This is a genomic window from Alloalcanivorax venustensis, assembly GCF_047495515.1.
Taxonomy (GTDB): Bacteria; Pseudomonadota; Gammaproteobacteria; order Pseudomonadales; family Alcanivoracaceae; genus Alloalcanivorax; species Alloalcanivorax venustensis.
The window spans coordinates 1,939,905-1,953,405 of sequence record NZ_CP179934.1 but is presented as its reverse complement, the minus strand read 5'-3'; the positions used below and the strand labels follow the sequence as shown (position 1 = coordinate 1,953,405).

The following is a 13,501-nucleotide window of genomic DNA, read 5'->3' as shown; positions in this document are numbered from 1 at the left end:
TCAGAGCCCGAACACGAAGATCAGCTGGGCCAGGCCGGCCATGGCGCCCAGGAAGCCGCCCACCAAAATCAGGATCCACTCGTCCTCCTGGAAGGCCGGCCGCAGCAGATCCTGGAAGTCCTCGGAACTGAGCGCCTGCATGCGGTCGCGCATCAGCCGCTCGATAATGCTGCTGCGCTCGCGGTTGAAGTTGTCGTCCTCGAACGGCTCCACCGCCAGGTCCACGGCCTTCTCTTCCACCGCCCGTTTCAGGTCGGCGTAACCGCCCGGGCCCACGGTGAGCTGGGCGGCGGTGCGCACCATGCCACCGTTGAGCAGCGGCTTGAGGTGGCGCTTGATCAGCGCCTTGGTACGGTCGCCGCGCGGCCCGTTGATCACCTGATGCATGATGTTACGCAGCGTCACCAGCTCTTCGGTGGTCAGCCGCGCGAACGACTCCGCCACGTCCTTCTGCCGTTTCAGGAACAGGCCCTGCAGGCGGAAGGGCCCCACCCGCACCGGGTTGAGGGGGCGGAAGATCACGTTCAGCGCCAGCCAGTTGGTGGCGATGCCGACAATAAAGCCGAACAGCGGCAGCACCCAGTTGCTGGGCACGAAGATGAAGATGGGTACCTGGATCAAACCGAACAGAAAACCGAAGTAGAACCCGGAATTGGTGACGAAGCGGAATTCCGGCTCGCCCACTTCCTGGAACAGCTGCACCATGAGCGCCTTGTCCGAGCGCATGCGCTCGACAATCATGTGCTTCATGTCCACCAGGTTTTCCAGGTTGTGGCTGATATCGTCGACCACGTTATCCATCACCGCGGGAATCGCCCGGCGGGCGCGGGTGTAGACCCGCCGGCGCACGGCCAGGGGCAGGTTCTCCCAGAGCACCGCGTTGCGCTCGGTCATCACCTCGTCAACGTATTCCTCGATACGGCCCTGGATGCTCTTGGTCAGGTGGGCGGCGATCTTTTCCGGTTCCATCTCCCGGAAAAACTCGTCCAGGCTGCCCAGCTTCTGGAGGGTCTTGTCCACCACGATGGCGGCCATCTTCTCCACTTTGGAGGGAATGATGCCCTGCCAGCCGAAGAACGGCCGGATGCCGAGGAACTCCAATGGATAGAAGGTCATCTGCACGGCCATCCAGTTGGTGGTCCAACCAACCACGCCGGCTATGAATGGGATACTGAAGTATTTCCAGAAATCCGGATGGGAAAAAATCGAATCCAGCATGTGGGCAGAGACTCCCCTCCCAGGGAAAAGGCTAGACTAGCCGTCTAAAGAGATGACGAACAGTTCCCGCGAGCGTCGACCCGAGTCACAACAGCCAATGTTATGTAATTGTGAAAGAACCTAGTATAAGCAGCCGGCCTGCGCGAAATAAGCACAATAACGTAATTTTTGGCAACCCGACGGCAAATACCTCATACTTCCGAGCGGGCCAACGCCTTGATACAGAAGGATTTCGTATACCCATGTCCTCCCCCTCGTCGCTGACCGGGCTGCTGATGTACGGCGCCCTGGAAACGCTGCTCAACCAGGCGCTCACCGGCGACGAACGCGGCCGCGAGCAACTGGCGGCGCTGGACGGCACCGTGGTGCGCCTGCGCGGCGAAAGCCCCATGTGGGTGCTCTATGTGCTGATCTACGAAGACGGCGTGGAGCTGCTCAGCGACTACGAAGGGCCGGTGGACGTGCGCGTGCGCGGCGCGCTGGGCGCCATGCTGCACTGGCTGCTGGCGCCCAACAGCGGCGACGCCGAGCACAGCCTGCGCATCACCGGCCCGGACGACACCCTGGAACGCCTGCAGGCCACCATCAGCGAATTCAGCCTCTGGCCGCTGGTGCGCAACTGGCTGGACGACCACGTGCGCCTGCGCGAGCTGCTCTCGCTGCTGCGCCGCGAAGACCCGGCCTGGCTGGAAAAGCTGGCCGGCATCCCCGACCACCTGGGCGAGCTCGCCGCGCAAGTGGCCCGCCAGCAACTGCTGCAGGAAGACATCCTCGAGGAAGTGCGCGGCCTGCGCCGGGAAATGCGCCGCGGCCGCCGCCTCGATCTGGCCTTCCTGGTGATCGGCGTCACGCTCATTCTGGTGTCGCTGCTGCGCGCCCTGGGCCAGTGGCACACCACCTGGACCGCCCTCTCCCACGACTATCTGTCGCTGGCCATGATCAGCCTGGGGCTCGCCCTCATTCTCGGCCGGCTGCTCCACCGCCCCAAAAACTAGACCGGACTTGTAGGAGCGGGCCCTGCCCGCGAAAGGGAGCGAAGCTCCCGGCAGGATGCCAGAGACGCTTTTTGTGCTCCCGTTAGATATCTCTCTGGCATCCTGCCGGCCGGCTGCACCGGCCTTTCGCGGGCAGGGCCCGCTCCCACAAAGGCCCGCTCATAGCACCGCGTTAGTCGCGATCTTTCTTTCCGAAGAAGCGGCCGATACGTTCGCCGACAATTTCGGTGCTGGAGCGCGCCAGGCTGCGGCTGGTTTCCTCCAGCATTTCCCGCGTGGGCAGATTGCGCACGCCCTCGTTGATACCTCTTTTGACCGCTTCCTCCACGCTCTCCGCGATCAGGTCGGCGGCCTTGCGGGCCTCCTCGTCGATGTCCTGACGAACGGTGCGGCGCAGGCGCGGCAAGAAATAGACCTGTCCCCAAATAGCCACCACGGTCAAGGTGATGGCCGCGCTCAATACGGCGGACAGCAAAATCGCGGTCATGATGTTCCCCTTCGGTTCAACCCGATACCGCTTTTGTAACAGCGCCGGGCATTACTGTAACCATTGGTACGAATCGGAAGTATTGCTCAGCAAAACAATTACTATCTTTCTGCGACAGCCAATTTATGGCGCAAAAACAGTGCTAAGGACAGCCCGTGTATACGCAGGAGCATGATAATAAACTCGACACGGGATATTTGAATGACTGCCGGGACTACCTCGATCCGCGCTCAGAGCCATAGTCTCACTCCGCTGGCGCAACTGCTGTCTCTTTGTCAGCGTTACCGATTACCGCTCTCGCTGCTCGCCATCCAGCTTAAGGATGTGGCGTCGTTGAGCAAACAACTGGGCGGCGACCGCCTGCAACGTCTGCAAAAACAACTGGGCCAGGCGGTGCAGCAACGCACCCGCATGGAAGACGCGCTGATCGCCTGGCAACGGGGCTATCTGGTGCTCTGCCTGCCGGGCACCCGCGCCGCCGGCGCCGCCTGCGTGGCCCGCCGGCTGGAGCAGTGGTTTCAGAAAACCCGCTTCACCCTGGACGAATTCACCGTGCAGCTGGACACCGCCATGGCCGTGCACGTGGCCAACCCGACGCCGGAACAAAGCGAAGAGCAGGCCCGCGAAAACGTGCGCGAACTGCTTATGGACACGCTCTGCCTGCTCGCCGCCGAAAACGAACACGGCGACGGCCCGGCGCTGTCACGGCGCGCCCTGGACGACAGCCACAACGCACCGGCGATCAACCACCAGGCAGGCGAAGCAGGTGAAGCGGCTGAAGCGACTGAAGAAAGCCCCGTGAACGGCCGCCCGCAACGCCGCCGCGACGACACCGCCAACGGGCACGCCTCGCCGCAACAACTCAAGGACCTGGTGGATCAGCTGCGCGACGACGACACCACCCTGGTGAGCACCCTCTCCCCGGCGCTGCAGCGGCTCGATGAGCGCACCCGCATGCTGCTGATCGATCAGCTTCTGGAAGCCTCGCTGATCCCCCATTAACGGGCCGCCGCGCTACGCCTTGCGGGCGATCATCACCGCCCGGCGTGGCGCCGGGTAGCCTTCCCGGCTGCGCGTCGGATCGTCCGGGTCGAGAAAATCCGGCAACGACTGAAAGCGCATCCAGTCCGTGGCCCGCTGCTCGTCCACCGTGGTCACGCACTCGTCCACGCAACGCACCCGGTCGAACCCGCAACGCCGCAGCCACACCGCCAGATGCTCGGTGCTCGGCAAAAAGAACACATTGCGCATCGCCGCGTAACGCCCCTCGGGCATCAGCACGGCGCGCTCGTCCCCTTCCACCACCAGCGTTTCCAGCACCAGCTCGCCGCCCGGGCGCAGCGCATCGCGCAACTCCAGCAGATGGTCCAGCGGCGAACGGCGGTGGTACAGCACGCCCATGGAAAACACCGTATCGAACGCCGCCAGCCCGGCGGGCAGCTCCTCCATGCGCAGCGGCGCGAACCAGAACGGCGTCTCCGGCGTAAAGCGCTTCACCGCCAGATACTGCATCAGGAACAGCACCGTCGGGTCGATGCCCAGCACCTGGGCGGCGCCGGCCCCGGCCATGCGCCAGCCGTGGTAGCCGCTGCCGCAGCCCACGTCCAGCACCCGCCGCCCGCGCAGATCGGACAGGTGCGGCGCCACCCGCTGCCACTTCCAGTCGGAGCGCCACTCGGTATCAATGTGCGTACCAAAGAATTCAAACGGCCCCTTGCGCCACGGCATCAGCCCGCGCAAGGCCGCGTCCAGGACCTCAGGGTCCACCGCCCCCGGCTCACCGATAGTGACCCGGTCCCGGTCCAGCCGGCACGGCGCCGGCCCCGGCGGCAACGCCGTCACGGCGTCGTGCCAGCGCGGCAGATCGCCGTGCGGCTTGTCCAGCAAACGATGGCGGGTCAGCGCCGCCACCGGCGCGCCGCCCTCGCCCAGCAGCGACGGCAGCGCCGCGTCCAGTTCATTCAGATAGGTATCCAGCATGGCGCGGATTATCCCGGCGCCGGCCCGCCGCCACAAGGCCCGCTGCGGCACCGGCCTTGTGGGAGCGGGCCCTTGTGGGAGCAGGCCTCGCCCGCGAAAGGGTGGCTTTGCCACCCGGCAGGATTCCAGAGACCTGGGTTTTTGAGGTGTTCGGAGCTCCGTATCCGAGACGCGGGGCAATGGTGGTGCCTTCCGGGACCGCTCAAGCCATCCATGGCCGCTGTTAGTTTGGCCTTCCCTGGCCAAACAGCTCCCTCCAGGCACCACCATTGCCCCGCTCACTGGGCAGCGTCACCGCCACGGGACATAACACCGCCAGGACCTTTACAGAAAGGTTCGGCGTCAGCTATGACCCGAGGCACTGGAGTCTGCCCCGGAGCGAGTCTGTGTTCTGCCCTTCCGGGACCCTGGAGAACAGGACGTTCGACAGGGAGCGTACAGGGACGTATTCACAGCGTTCCCGGAAGGGCAGAACACAGACTCGCGACCCCGGATGGAGAGCCCACATTTCCGATGCAGAGACGCTATTCGTGCTCCCGTTAGACAGGTCTCTGGTATCCCGCCGGGAGCTTCGCTCCCTTTCGCGGGCAGGGCCCGCTCCCACAGCCGCTAAGATTGGCCCGTGCGGACACTGCATTCACGAGGGGAACAGGCACTATGTGCACATTCCCATTGCCCGATGTAAGGAAACCCCATGACCGTGACGCTGGACCAACCCCTCGAGCTGCCCTGCGGCGCGACGCTGAAGAACCGGCTGGGCAAGTCCGCCATGAGCGAGACCCTCGGCACCACCGACAACCGGGTCACCGCCAAGCTCACCCGCCTGTATCGGGCCTGGGCCCGGGGCGGCACCGGCCTGTCGGTGACCGGCAACGTGATGATCGACCGGCGCGCCCTGGGCGAGCCCTGCAACGTGGTGCTGGAAGACCGCCGCGACATGGACCGGCTCAAGGCCTGGGCGCGGGCCGGCCGCGAGAACGGCACCCACCTGTGGATGCAGATCAACCATCCCGGCAAGCAGGCGCCGGCGGCGCTTAACCGCGAGACCGTGTCGCCCTCGGCGGTACCGTTCTCCGACCCCAACCTGAAGCGCTTCTTCCATGTGCCGCGGGCGCTCACCGTGGCGGAAATCGAAGACCTGGTGCGCCGCTTCGGCGAAACCGCCGCGCTCGCCAAGGAAGCGGGTTTTTCCGGCGTGCAGATCCACGGCGCCCACGGCTATCTGGTCAGCCAGTTCCTGTCGCCGCGCCACAACCGCCGCGAGGACGCCTACGGCGGCAGCGCCGAAAACCGGCGCCGCTTCGTGCTGGAGGTCTACGACGAGATCCGCCGCCGGGTGGGCGGCGACTTCCCGGTATCGATCAAGCTCAACTCGGCGGACTTCCAGAAAGGCGGCTTCACCGAGGAGGAATCCCTGGCGGTGGTGGAGGCGCTGGACGCCCGCGGCATCGACCTGATCGAAATCTCCGGCGGCACCTACGAGGCCCCGCGCATGGCCGGCCAGGGCCAGCGCGAATCCACCCGCCGCCGGGAAGCCTACTTCCTCAGCTACGCGGAACAGGTGCGCTCAAGAGTGAAGGTCCCGCTGATGGTGACCGGCGGCTTCCGCAGCCGCGAAGGCATGGCGGCGGCCCTGGAAGACGGCGCCACCGACGTGATCGGCGTGGCCCGGCCGCTGGTGCTGGACCCGGCGTTCAGCAACCGCCTGCTCGCCGGCGAAGACGCGGTCAGCGCCGTGGCGCCGATCCGCACCGGCATCCGCGCCGTGGACAACGCCGCGATGATGGAAGTGTCCTGGTACACCCTGCAGCTCGCCCGCATCGCCCGCGGCAAAGCCCCCCTCGCCGACGCCGGCGGCCTCACCTCCCTGGTCAAGGTCGCCGGCCTGATCGGCTGGCGCCGCCTCAGGATGGGGCGCTTGCGCGCCAGTTAAAGGTGAACAGTGAACAGTTAATAGTTGAAAACAGTGCGTAGCAGACAGGTTTGCGTTTTCACAATAGCACCCTGCGTATCTACAAAGGGCTTTAGCTATTCACTGTTAACTCTTAACTGTTAACTGTCCGTAAGGTATTGGTGTAGCGCCGCTTGCATGGCACTAAGCGTCAACGGCTTGATCAACTGTCCGTCCATGCCGGCGTCGTGGATGCGGCCGGCGTATTCGGGGAGGACGTGGGCGCTGAGCGCCAGGATCACCGCCGGGGGCCAGCCTTTCTCCTGCTCCAGGCGGCGCATGCGGGTGGCACTTTCGAAGCCGTCCATGTCGGGCATGTCCAGGTCCATGAGCACCAGCCGGTAGCGGCCTTCACCGGCGGTGAACGCTTCCAGAGCCTTGCGGCCGTCGTCGCTGAGCACCGGGCCGGGCACGCCGAGGCGCTCCAGGTAACCGCGGGTCACCATCTGGTTGACCGGGTTGTCCTCGGCCACCAGCACGCGCAGGCCGCCCTGGGTGTCCACCGGTTCCCGTTCCGACAGCAGCGGCACCTGGCCCGGGCCGCTGTCGCTGATCAGCTGCTGCAGCTCGGTCACCGTGAGCACCGCGCGGCGCACCAGGGTGACGTCGTCGCGCATCACCACTTCCCCACTTTCGCGCATGCCGCACAGCAACACCGGCCGCAGCCCGGCGTGGCGCTCGCGGGCGGGCCGCAGCCCCTGATCCAGCAGCACGCCGTCGCTGACGCCGTTGACCAGCAGATGGCCACTGTCGTCTTCGCTCAGCGCCCGCTGCACCGCCGCCAGGTCGTCCACCACCCGCACCCGGGAGAAGCGCGGGTCGCGCTGCAGCAGCTCACCCAGGTTGCCCACCGGGTCCCACACCAGCGCCGGCACCGAGGTCCATTCCGGCATCGGCACCGCTTTTTCCAGCACCGGCAGCGGAATCACGAAGCGGAAGGTGGTGCCCTGCTCCGGCGCACTGCGCACTTCGATGTCACCGCCCATCAGGCGCACCAGCTCCTGGCTGATCGACAGCCCCAGGCCGGTGCCGCCGAAGCGCTGCGCCACCGAGGCGGACGCCTGGCTGAAGTTCTGGAACAGCCGGCGCTGCTCCTCGCGGGTCATGCCGATGCCGCTGTCGCTGACGGTGAACTCGATCATCGCCCGGCCGTCGCGCTCTTCCAGGCAGCGGGCGCCCACCCGGATCCAGCCGTGGCGGGTGAACTTGATCGCATTGGAGAGCAAATTGGTGAGCACCTGGCGCAGCCGGGGCGCGTCGCCGCGCAGCTGCGCCGGGATATCCGCGTCGGCGTCCACCAGCACCAGGTCGCCGTTGTCGCTGGCCGGCAGGCTGAACATGTGCGCGCAGTCGATCAGCAACGCGGCGGGATCGAACGGTGACTGCTCCAGCTCCAGCTTGCCGGCTTCCAGCTTGGCGTAATCGAGCACGTCGTTGACCAGGGTATTCAGGGTGCGGCCGGCGTTCTCGATCAAGCCGATGTATTCCTGCTGACGCGGCGACGGGTTGGTTTCACGCAGCAGCTCCGCCAGCCCCAGCACGCCGTTCAGCGGCGTGCGTATTTCGTGGCTCATGCGCGCCAGGAACTGGCTCTTGGCGCGCACCTCGGCGCGGCCGCGAATGGCGCGGGTGGCGAAGTGGAAAAACACCAGGCTGAGCACCAGCACCAGCAGATACAGCACCAGCAGGCCGGCCGCGATCAGCCCGCTGTCGCGCAGGCTCTTGCCGCGCCCCTGCTCCACCAGCATCACCGCGACGCCGGTGATGTCCTCGCTGAGATCACGCAGGCGCTGCTGGCGATCGCCGCCCTCGGCCAACGCCTCCTGCCAGGTGACGGTCACCCGCGACGGCAGCAGCAGCGTCTGCCGCGACCACTGCAGGTAGCTTTCCAATTCCGCGTGGGTGGTCCGCCATTGCTGACGCAGCCGCGCCTCGCCGGTGCGCGAGGCGAGCGCCTGGATCTGCCCCTCCACCTGGGGAATCAACTCTTCCAGCCGCGCCAGGGCGCGCTCCAGCTGACGCAGGTCCACGGTGCTCAGGTAGCCGCCGTTGAGGCTGGTGTAGACGGCGATGGCGCGGATGACCCCCAGGTCGTGGCTGAGCTGGCGCAGCCCGTTCAACGGCAGGGACAGGGCCTCGTTGGGGCTGGGGCGGGTGGGCACGGCGATGTCGCCCATGTAGAGCACCGCCGCCAGCGCGTTGTGCAGCCGCCCGTTGATCTGCTCCACGTTATCGAACGGGCCGGACACGTCCCGCCCGGCCAGCCCGGTGGCCGGACTCAGCTCGCGCCACTCCCGGCGCAGTGCCACCACCTGATCCAGCAGGCTGGGGATGGCGCTGCCGGACACCGCCTGCACGAAGTCGTCCAGCCGCGCCTCGGTGTTGCGCCGCGCCCGCAGAAAGCGCGCTTCCAGGTCGGGCACCTCCAGGTGCACCCGGGCCGGCGCCAGGTCGCGGGTTTCTTCCAGGGGCGCGGTCACCGCCAGGCCGATTCGGAACAGGCGTACGTCGTCGAGCATGCGCTGGTAGCCTTCGTGAAGGCCCACGCGGTACTGCAACAACAGCACCGCGACCACCAGGAACGGCACGGTGACCAGGCCCACTAACAGCAAGATGGCCGGATATTGTTTTCGTTGTGCCACCATCGCCTCCTTGGCTCGACGGCCCGTCCTCGCGTACCGGGCCTTCATCCCGAAAAATTAGCACGGCGCCGGACGCATTACAGGACAAATTTGGCAATAGTGACGCCACCATCGCGTGACGGTCAGGGGGCGGTTACTGTAAAAAAGAACCTTCGTTCGTCCCCTTGGTTAAGAGTCCCGACCATGTGCTTTCGCCGTACCCTGTTCGCCCTGCTCGCCGGCGCCGTGTTGAGCCTGGCCGGCTGCGCCGCCCCGGCACCGGAAAACAACATCCGGACCCTGCAGGGCGGCGACGGCGGCAGCCTGCCACGGCAGCTGGCCGGCCAGACCCTGGCCCTGGACCGCTTCCGCGGGCCGCCGGAGCTCGCCGGCCTGGAGAGCAACGGCGAGATCAGCAGCGACCGCTCCGGCTGGCGCCAGTGGCTGTTCGGCGACCCGGGCACCCGCCTCACCGTGACCGTCTACGGCCTGCCGGCGGGCTGGCAGGACCTGGGCCAGGAGCGCATCGTCTCCGGCCACTATGGCCAGCTTCGCCAGCAACGCATCAACCGGGTCTACAACAGCGACAACCAGTCGATCCGCTTCACCAGCGAGCGGCTGTTCGACCTGGAAGGCCGCCTCACCGCCAGCGCCCGCTACCTGGTCAATCAGCCCGGCCGGCGGCCGCTTCACGAAGTGCTGCTGCTGACCATGGACGGCGACCATTTCGTGCGCGTCGAGAGCGGCTCGCGGGAACGCAAGACCACCGAGCTGCTGCAACTGAGCAAACGGGCCCTGGCGGAATTCCGCGCCTACCAGGCGGCCCGCTAGGGCAGCGCCACCATCAACAGCAGCGGCAGCGTGAGGAAGGAGAGCAGCGTGGAGAACACCACCATCGCCGCCACCGTTTCCGGGCCCTGCCGGTAGGTCTGCGCCAGCAGATAGTTGAACACCGCCACCGGCATGGTGGACTGGATCAGAATCACCCCGCGCAGCACGCCCTCCACGCCGGCCAGTTCGCACACCAGCCAGGCGGCGCCGAAGCCGAGCAACAGCCGGGCCGCGGCGAACACCAGCCCGCCGCCGGCATCGCGCACCCGCAATTGTGACAGCGACACGCCCAGGGTGATCAGCATCATCGGAATGGTCAGGTCACCGATCAGCGCCACGCTGTTCTGCAGCCAGGCCGGCAGGCGGATCTGGAACACCACCATCACCACGGCCACCACCACCGAGATCAGGATTGGGTGGCGCAGCAAACGCCACGACAGCCGCTCGCCGCTGACCACCGCCAATCCCAGGGAAAACTGGATCACCGAGGTCAGCATCATCCAGGCCAGAGCCAGCGCCTTGTGGGAGCGGGCCCTGCCCGCGAAAGGGTGGCTTTAGCCGCCCGGCGGGATACCAGAGAGTCATCTTAAGTGCGTAATAAGGGCCTCTGGAATCCTGCCGGCAAGCAAAGCTTGCCTTTCGCGGGCGAGGCCCGCTCCCACAAGAACGCCATTGGCCGAGGATCTCCACACTCAGTACGGGTGTCGAACGGGCGCCCGGTGCGGCCCCAGAAATAGCCCACCCCGGCGCAGGCCAGCACCGGTGCCATCACCGCCCAGATTTTCATTAGCATGGTAAGATCCCGCGTCCGGAGAAATCGTTTGCAGCGCGCCAGGCCGCGTAGTGTGAGGAGCCCGCCCAGCCATGTCCAACGGACCGTCCCGCGCCGCCGAGGCCGATTTCACGCCGATCACCCCGGCCCGTCTGCAGTGGCAGGACCACACCCCGGTGGCCACCGACTTCGACGACCCCTACTTCTCGCGCCAGGACGGCCGCGCGGAAAGCCTTTACGTGTTCCTCGACGGCAACCAACTGGACCGGCGCTTCGCCGCCCTCGCCGACGGCGACCGCTTCGTGATCGGCGAAACCGGCTTCGGCACCGGCCTCAACATGCTGCTGGCCGCCCAGCGCTTTCTGGCGCTGGCGCCGGCCGGCGCCGGCCTGGAACTGTGGTCCGTGGAAAAGCACCCGCTGCAGCGTGACGACCTGGCCCGCGCCCTGGCCCACTGGCCGGAGCTGGGCGAACCCGCCCGGGCGCTGCTGGATCAGTACCCGCCCGCCAGCCCCGGTTACCACCGGCTGCAACTGGCGAACAACGTCACCCTCACGCTGATGCTCGGCGACGCGGAAGCGCTGTGGCGCCAGTGCCCCGCCGATGTGGACGCCTGGTTCCTGGACGGCTTCGCCCCGGCCCGCAACCCGGACATGTGGCAGGCCGGCCTGTTCGCCGAACTGGCCGCCCACAGCCGCCCCGGCGCCACCCTGGCCACCTTCACCGCCGCCGGCTTCGTGCGCCGGGGCCTGATCGAGGCGGGCTTCGCCATGCAGCGCCGCGACGGCTTCGGCGGCAAGCGCCACATGCTGGCCGGCCACTTCGGTGACGGGGTCTGGCAGCCGGCCCGCGCCCGGCGCGGCCATGCGCTGGTGGCCGGCGCCGGCCTGGCCGGGGCCACCACCGCCCGCGCCCTGGCGGAGCGGGGCTGGCGGGTCACCGTGCTGGACCCGGCCGGCGTTGCCGCCGGCGCCTCCGGCAACCGGGCCGGGGTGGTCTACAGCACGCCCAGCGCCCACCTCACCGAACAGAACCGCTTCTACCAGCTCAGCTATGTGCACGCCCTGCGCTGGCTGCGACGCCACCGCTTCCCCGGCCCGGACCAGGGCCGCCTGAACGGTGTGCCCCAGCACTTCGTCGACGACAAGCAGGCGGACAAGATCCGCGCCGCCCGGGACAGCGGCGCCTGGCCGCAAGCCCTGCTAAAGCCGCTGGGGGAACACGGCATGGAACTGGTGGGCGGTGGCTATCTGTCACCGCCGGCCTGGTGCCGACAACTGCTGGACCACCCGGCCATCGAACCGCGGCTTGCCGCCGTCAGCGAGTTCCAGCCCGCCACCGACGACCGGCCGGTGCGGGTGCGCCTGAGCGACGGCCACGCCCTGGAGGCGGACGCCCTGATTCTGGCCACCGCCGGCGCCGCCCGGGATCTCGCCGGCCTGGGGTGGCTGCCGCTGAAGACCATCCGTGGCCAGGTCAGCTACTGCCGCCCCACCGCCGCCAGCGCCGCCTGGCAACAGGCGCAATGCCACGGCGGCTACCTGACCCCGCCGCTGGACGGCGTGCACTGCGTGGGCGCCACCTTCGACCTGCACCAGCTGGACCCGGCGCCCCGCGACAGCGACGACGCCGCCAACCTGGCGCAGCTGCGCCACCACCTGCCACGGGAGTGGGAAGAACTGGGCGGCGAATCCATCGAGGTGGTGGACCGGCGCGTGGCCATGCGCTGCCAGAGCCTGGACTTCCTGCCCCTGGTGGGCCCGCTGCCGGACGCCACGGCCAACCCGCATCGCGTCCTGCCCGGCCTATACTTGAACATCGCCCACGGTAGCCGCGGCATCACCGGCACGCCGCTGTGCGCCGACCTGCTCGCCGACCAACTGAGCCGGCGCGCGCCGCCGGCGGACCAGGCGCTGGTCGCCGCCCTGGCGCCGGAACGCTTCATTCTCCGCAAACGCAAAAAACAACCTGACTGGAGTCCACCATGTTCCTGACCACCGCCCTGTACGCGGCGCTTGCCGCGCTGATCATCCTCGCCCTGGCCGCCAACGTGGTGCGCCTGCGGCTGCGCCACGGGGTCTCCCTGGGCGACGGCGGCCGCGGCGAACTGAACCGCGCCATCCGCGCCCACGGCAACGCGGTGGAATACACCCCGGTGATCCTGATTCTGATGGCACTGCTGGAAGGCAACAACGGCAACCACCTGGCGCTGCACCTCTACGGCTGCCTGCTGGTGGGCGGCCGGCTGGCCCACGCCTGGGGCCTGATGGGCGGCCCGGTGCGGGCGCGCCAGCTGGGCATCGTCAGCAACTGGGTCGCGCTGCTGGCCGGTGCCGTGCACCTGTTGGTGATGGTGCTCGCCTAAGAGGATGACGAGCGGTCGAGCTCGTCGAGCTGTTCGCGGGTAAAGATGGAGATGGTCTCGGTGACGTCGTCGAACACCACCGAAGCCTGGCCGCGCCGCAACTGCTCGCGCACCTGCGCCACCTTGGTGTCGGTACCGATTTCCTGCTCGCCGTAATCGGTGCCGTCGCGGGTGACGAACTCCTCGATCAGGTTGTCCAGGGTCTCCGGGGGGATCTCTTGCCAGGGAACAATCATAGAAGGCAGTTAATAGTTAACAGTGAATAGTTAATAGCGAAACAA

At 67.2% G+C, this 13,501-nt stretch carries 12 protein-coding genes; 6 read left to right on the top strand and 6 right to left on the bottom strand.

From position 1 onward, the window contains the following. Positions 1–1,218: a DUF445 domain-containing protein gene (locus tag ACMG4O_RS09205; protein WP_142948474.1), complete on the bottom strand. Its 1,218-nt coding sequence runs from the start codon at positions 1,216–1,218 to the stop codon at positions 1–3. 242 nt (positions 1,219–1,460) lie between these two features. Between ACMG4O_RS09205 and ACMG4O_RS09200 the strand changes: the two genes are divergently transcribed. Further along, positions 1,461–2,213, top strand: coding sequence for an SCP2 sterol-binding domain-containing protein (locus ACMG4O_RS09200; RefSeq protein WP_194866129.1), 753 nt, complete (start codon positions 1,461–1,463; stop codon positions 2,211–2,213). Between the two features lie 172 nt (positions 2,214–2,385). Here the strand turns inward: ACMG4O_RS09200 and ACMG4O_RS09195 are convergent, their stop codons facing one another. Further along, positions 2,386–2,700: a hypothetical protein gene (locus tag ACMG4O_RS09195; protein WP_414433675.1), complete on the bottom strand. Its 315-nt coding sequence runs from the start codon at positions 2,698–2,700 to the stop codon at positions 2,386–2,388. Between the two features lie 201 nt (positions 2,701–2,901). Here ACMG4O_RS09195 and ACMG4O_RS09190 point away from each other — a divergent pair, with 201 nt between their 5' ends. Further along, complete coding sequence (locus tag ACMG4O_RS09190) at positions 2,902–3,702, top strand: diguanylate cyclase domain-containing protein (protein WP_414433674.1); 801 nt, start codon at positions 2,902–2,904, stop codon at positions 3,700–3,702. Positions 3,703–3,714: 12 nt separating this feature from the next. Here the strand turns inward: ACMG4O_RS09190 and cmoB are convergent, their stop codons facing one another. After that, positions 3,715–4,680 carry a tRNA 5-methoxyuridine(34)/uridine 5-oxyacetic acid(34) synthase CmoB gene (gene cmoB, locus ACMG4O_RS09185; protein WP_142948470.1) on the bottom strand — a complete coding sequence of 322 codons (966 nt, stop codon included), beginning with the start codon at positions 4,678–4,680 and terminating at the stop codon, positions 3,715–3,717. A 694-nt stretch (positions 4,681–5,374) separates the two neighbouring features. Between cmoB and ACMG4O_RS09180 the strand changes: the two genes are divergently transcribed. Further along, a complete protein-coding gene (locus ACMG4O_RS09180) occupies positions 5,375–6,613 on the top strand; it encodes an NADH:flavin oxidoreductase/NADH oxidase family protein (RefSeq protein WP_414433673.1) in 1,239 nt (412 codons plus the stop codon). Between the two features lie 119 nt (positions 6,614–6,732). Here ACMG4O_RS09180 and ACMG4O_RS09175 read toward each other — a convergent pair whose 3' ends face one another. Then, positions 6,733–9,273: an ATP-binding protein gene (locus tag ACMG4O_RS09175; RefSeq protein WP_414433672.1), complete on the bottom strand. Its 2,541-nt coding sequence runs from the start codon at positions 9,271–9,273 to the stop codon at positions 6,733–6,735. A 183-nt stretch (positions 9,274–9,456) separates the two neighbouring features. Here ACMG4O_RS09175 and ACMG4O_RS09170 point away from each other — a divergent pair, with 183 nt between their 5' ends. Beyond that, complete coding sequence (locus ACMG4O_RS09170; protein ID WP_194856884.1) at positions 9,457–10,083, top strand: hypothetical protein; 627 nt, start codon at positions 9,457–9,459, stop codon at positions 10,081–10,083. Here the strand turns inward: ACMG4O_RS09170 and ACMG4O_RS09165 are convergent. After that, positions 10,080–10,583: an AEC family transporter gene (locus tag ACMG4O_RS09165; protein WP_414433671.1), complete on the bottom strand. Its 504-nt coding sequence runs from the start codon at positions 10,581–10,583 to the stop codon at positions 10,080–10,082. The two genes, ACMG4O_RS09170 and ACMG4O_RS09165, sit on opposite strands and share 4 nt — an antisense overlap. 364 nt (positions 10,584–10,947) lie before the next feature. On the opposite strand from ACMG4O_RS09165, the gene mnmC reads away from it, so the two are divergent. Together mnmC and ACMG4O_RS09155 are read left to right on the top strand one after the other, a co-directional pair. After that, positions 10,948–12,849 (top strand): bifunctional tRNA (5-methylaminomethyl-2-thiouridine)(34)-methyltransferase MnmD/FAD-dependent 5-carboxymethylaminomethyl-2-thiouridine(34) oxidoreductase MnmC, encoded by a 1,902-nt coding sequence (mnmC, locus tag ACMG4O_RS09160; RefSeq protein WP_414433670.1) that lies wholly within the window; start codon positions 10,948–10,950, stop codon positions 12,847–12,849. Then, on the top strand, positions 12,840–13,220 hold the full coding sequence (locus ACMG4O_RS09155) for an MAPEG family protein (RefSeq protein WP_414433669.1): 381 nt from the start codon (positions 12,840–12,842) through the stop codon (positions 13,218–13,220). The genes mnmC and ACMG4O_RS09155 overlap by 10 nt, the downstream gene beginning before the upstream one ends. On the opposite strand, the gene ACMG4O_RS09150 is transcribed toward ACMG4O_RS09155, so the two are convergent. After that, complete coding sequence (locus ACMG4O_RS09150) at positions 13,217–13,456, bottom strand: YheU family protein (RefSeq protein WP_414433668.1); 240 nt, start codon at positions 13,454–13,456, stop codon at positions 13,217–13,219. The two genes, ACMG4O_RS09155 and ACMG4O_RS09150, sit on opposite strands and share 4 nt — an antisense overlap. Between the last annotated feature and the right edge of the window lie 45 nt (positions 13,457–13,501).

Excerpts from the sequence above, each read along its gene's own strand:
- ACMG4O_RS09205 (WP_142948474.1), bottom strand. The coding sequence starts at position 1,218 with ATGCTGGATTCGATTTTTTCCCATCCGGATTTCTGGAAATACTTCAGT.
- ACMG4O_RS09200 (WP_194866129.1), top strand. The coding sequence starts at position 1,461 with ATGTCCTCCCCCTCGTCGCTGACCGGGCTGCTGATGTACGGCGCCCTG.
- ACMG4O_RS09195 (WP_414433675.1), bottom strand. The coding sequence starts at position 2,700 with ATGACCGCGATTTTGCTGTCCGCCGTATTGAGCGCGGCCATCACCTTG.
- ACMG4O_RS09190 (WP_414433674.1), top strand. The coding sequence starts at position 2,902 with ATGACTGCCGGGACTACCTCGATCCGCGCTCAGAGCCATAGTCTCACT.
- cmoB (WP_142948470.1), bottom strand. The coding sequence starts at position 4,680 with ATGCTGGATACCTATCTGAATGAACTGGACGCGGCGCTGCCGTCGCTG.
- ACMG4O_RS09180 (WP_414433673.1), top strand. The coding sequence starts at position 5,375 with ATGACCGTGACGCTGGACCAACCCCTCGAGCTGCCCTGCGGCGCGACG.
- ACMG4O_RS09170 (WP_194856884.1), top strand. The coding sequence starts at position 9,457 with ATGTGCTTTCGCCGTACCCTGTTCGCCCTGCTCGCCGGCGCCGTGTTG.
- ACMG4O_RS09165 (WP_414433671.1), bottom strand. The coding sequence starts at position 10,583 with ATGATGCTGACCTCGGTGATCCAGTTTTCCCTGGGATTGGCGGTGGTC.
- mnmC (WP_414433670.1), top strand. The coding sequence starts at position 10,948 with ATGTCCAACGGACCGTCCCGCGCCGCCGAGGCCGATTTCACGCCGATC.
- ACMG4O_RS09155 (WP_414433669.1), top strand. The coding sequence starts at position 12,840 with ATGTTCCTGACCACCGCCCTGTACGCGGCGCTTGCCGCGCTGATCATC.
- ACMG4O_RS09150 (WP_414433668.1), bottom strand. The coding sequence starts at position 13,456 with ATGATTGTTCCCTGGCAAGAGATCCCCCCGGAGACCCTGGACAACCTG.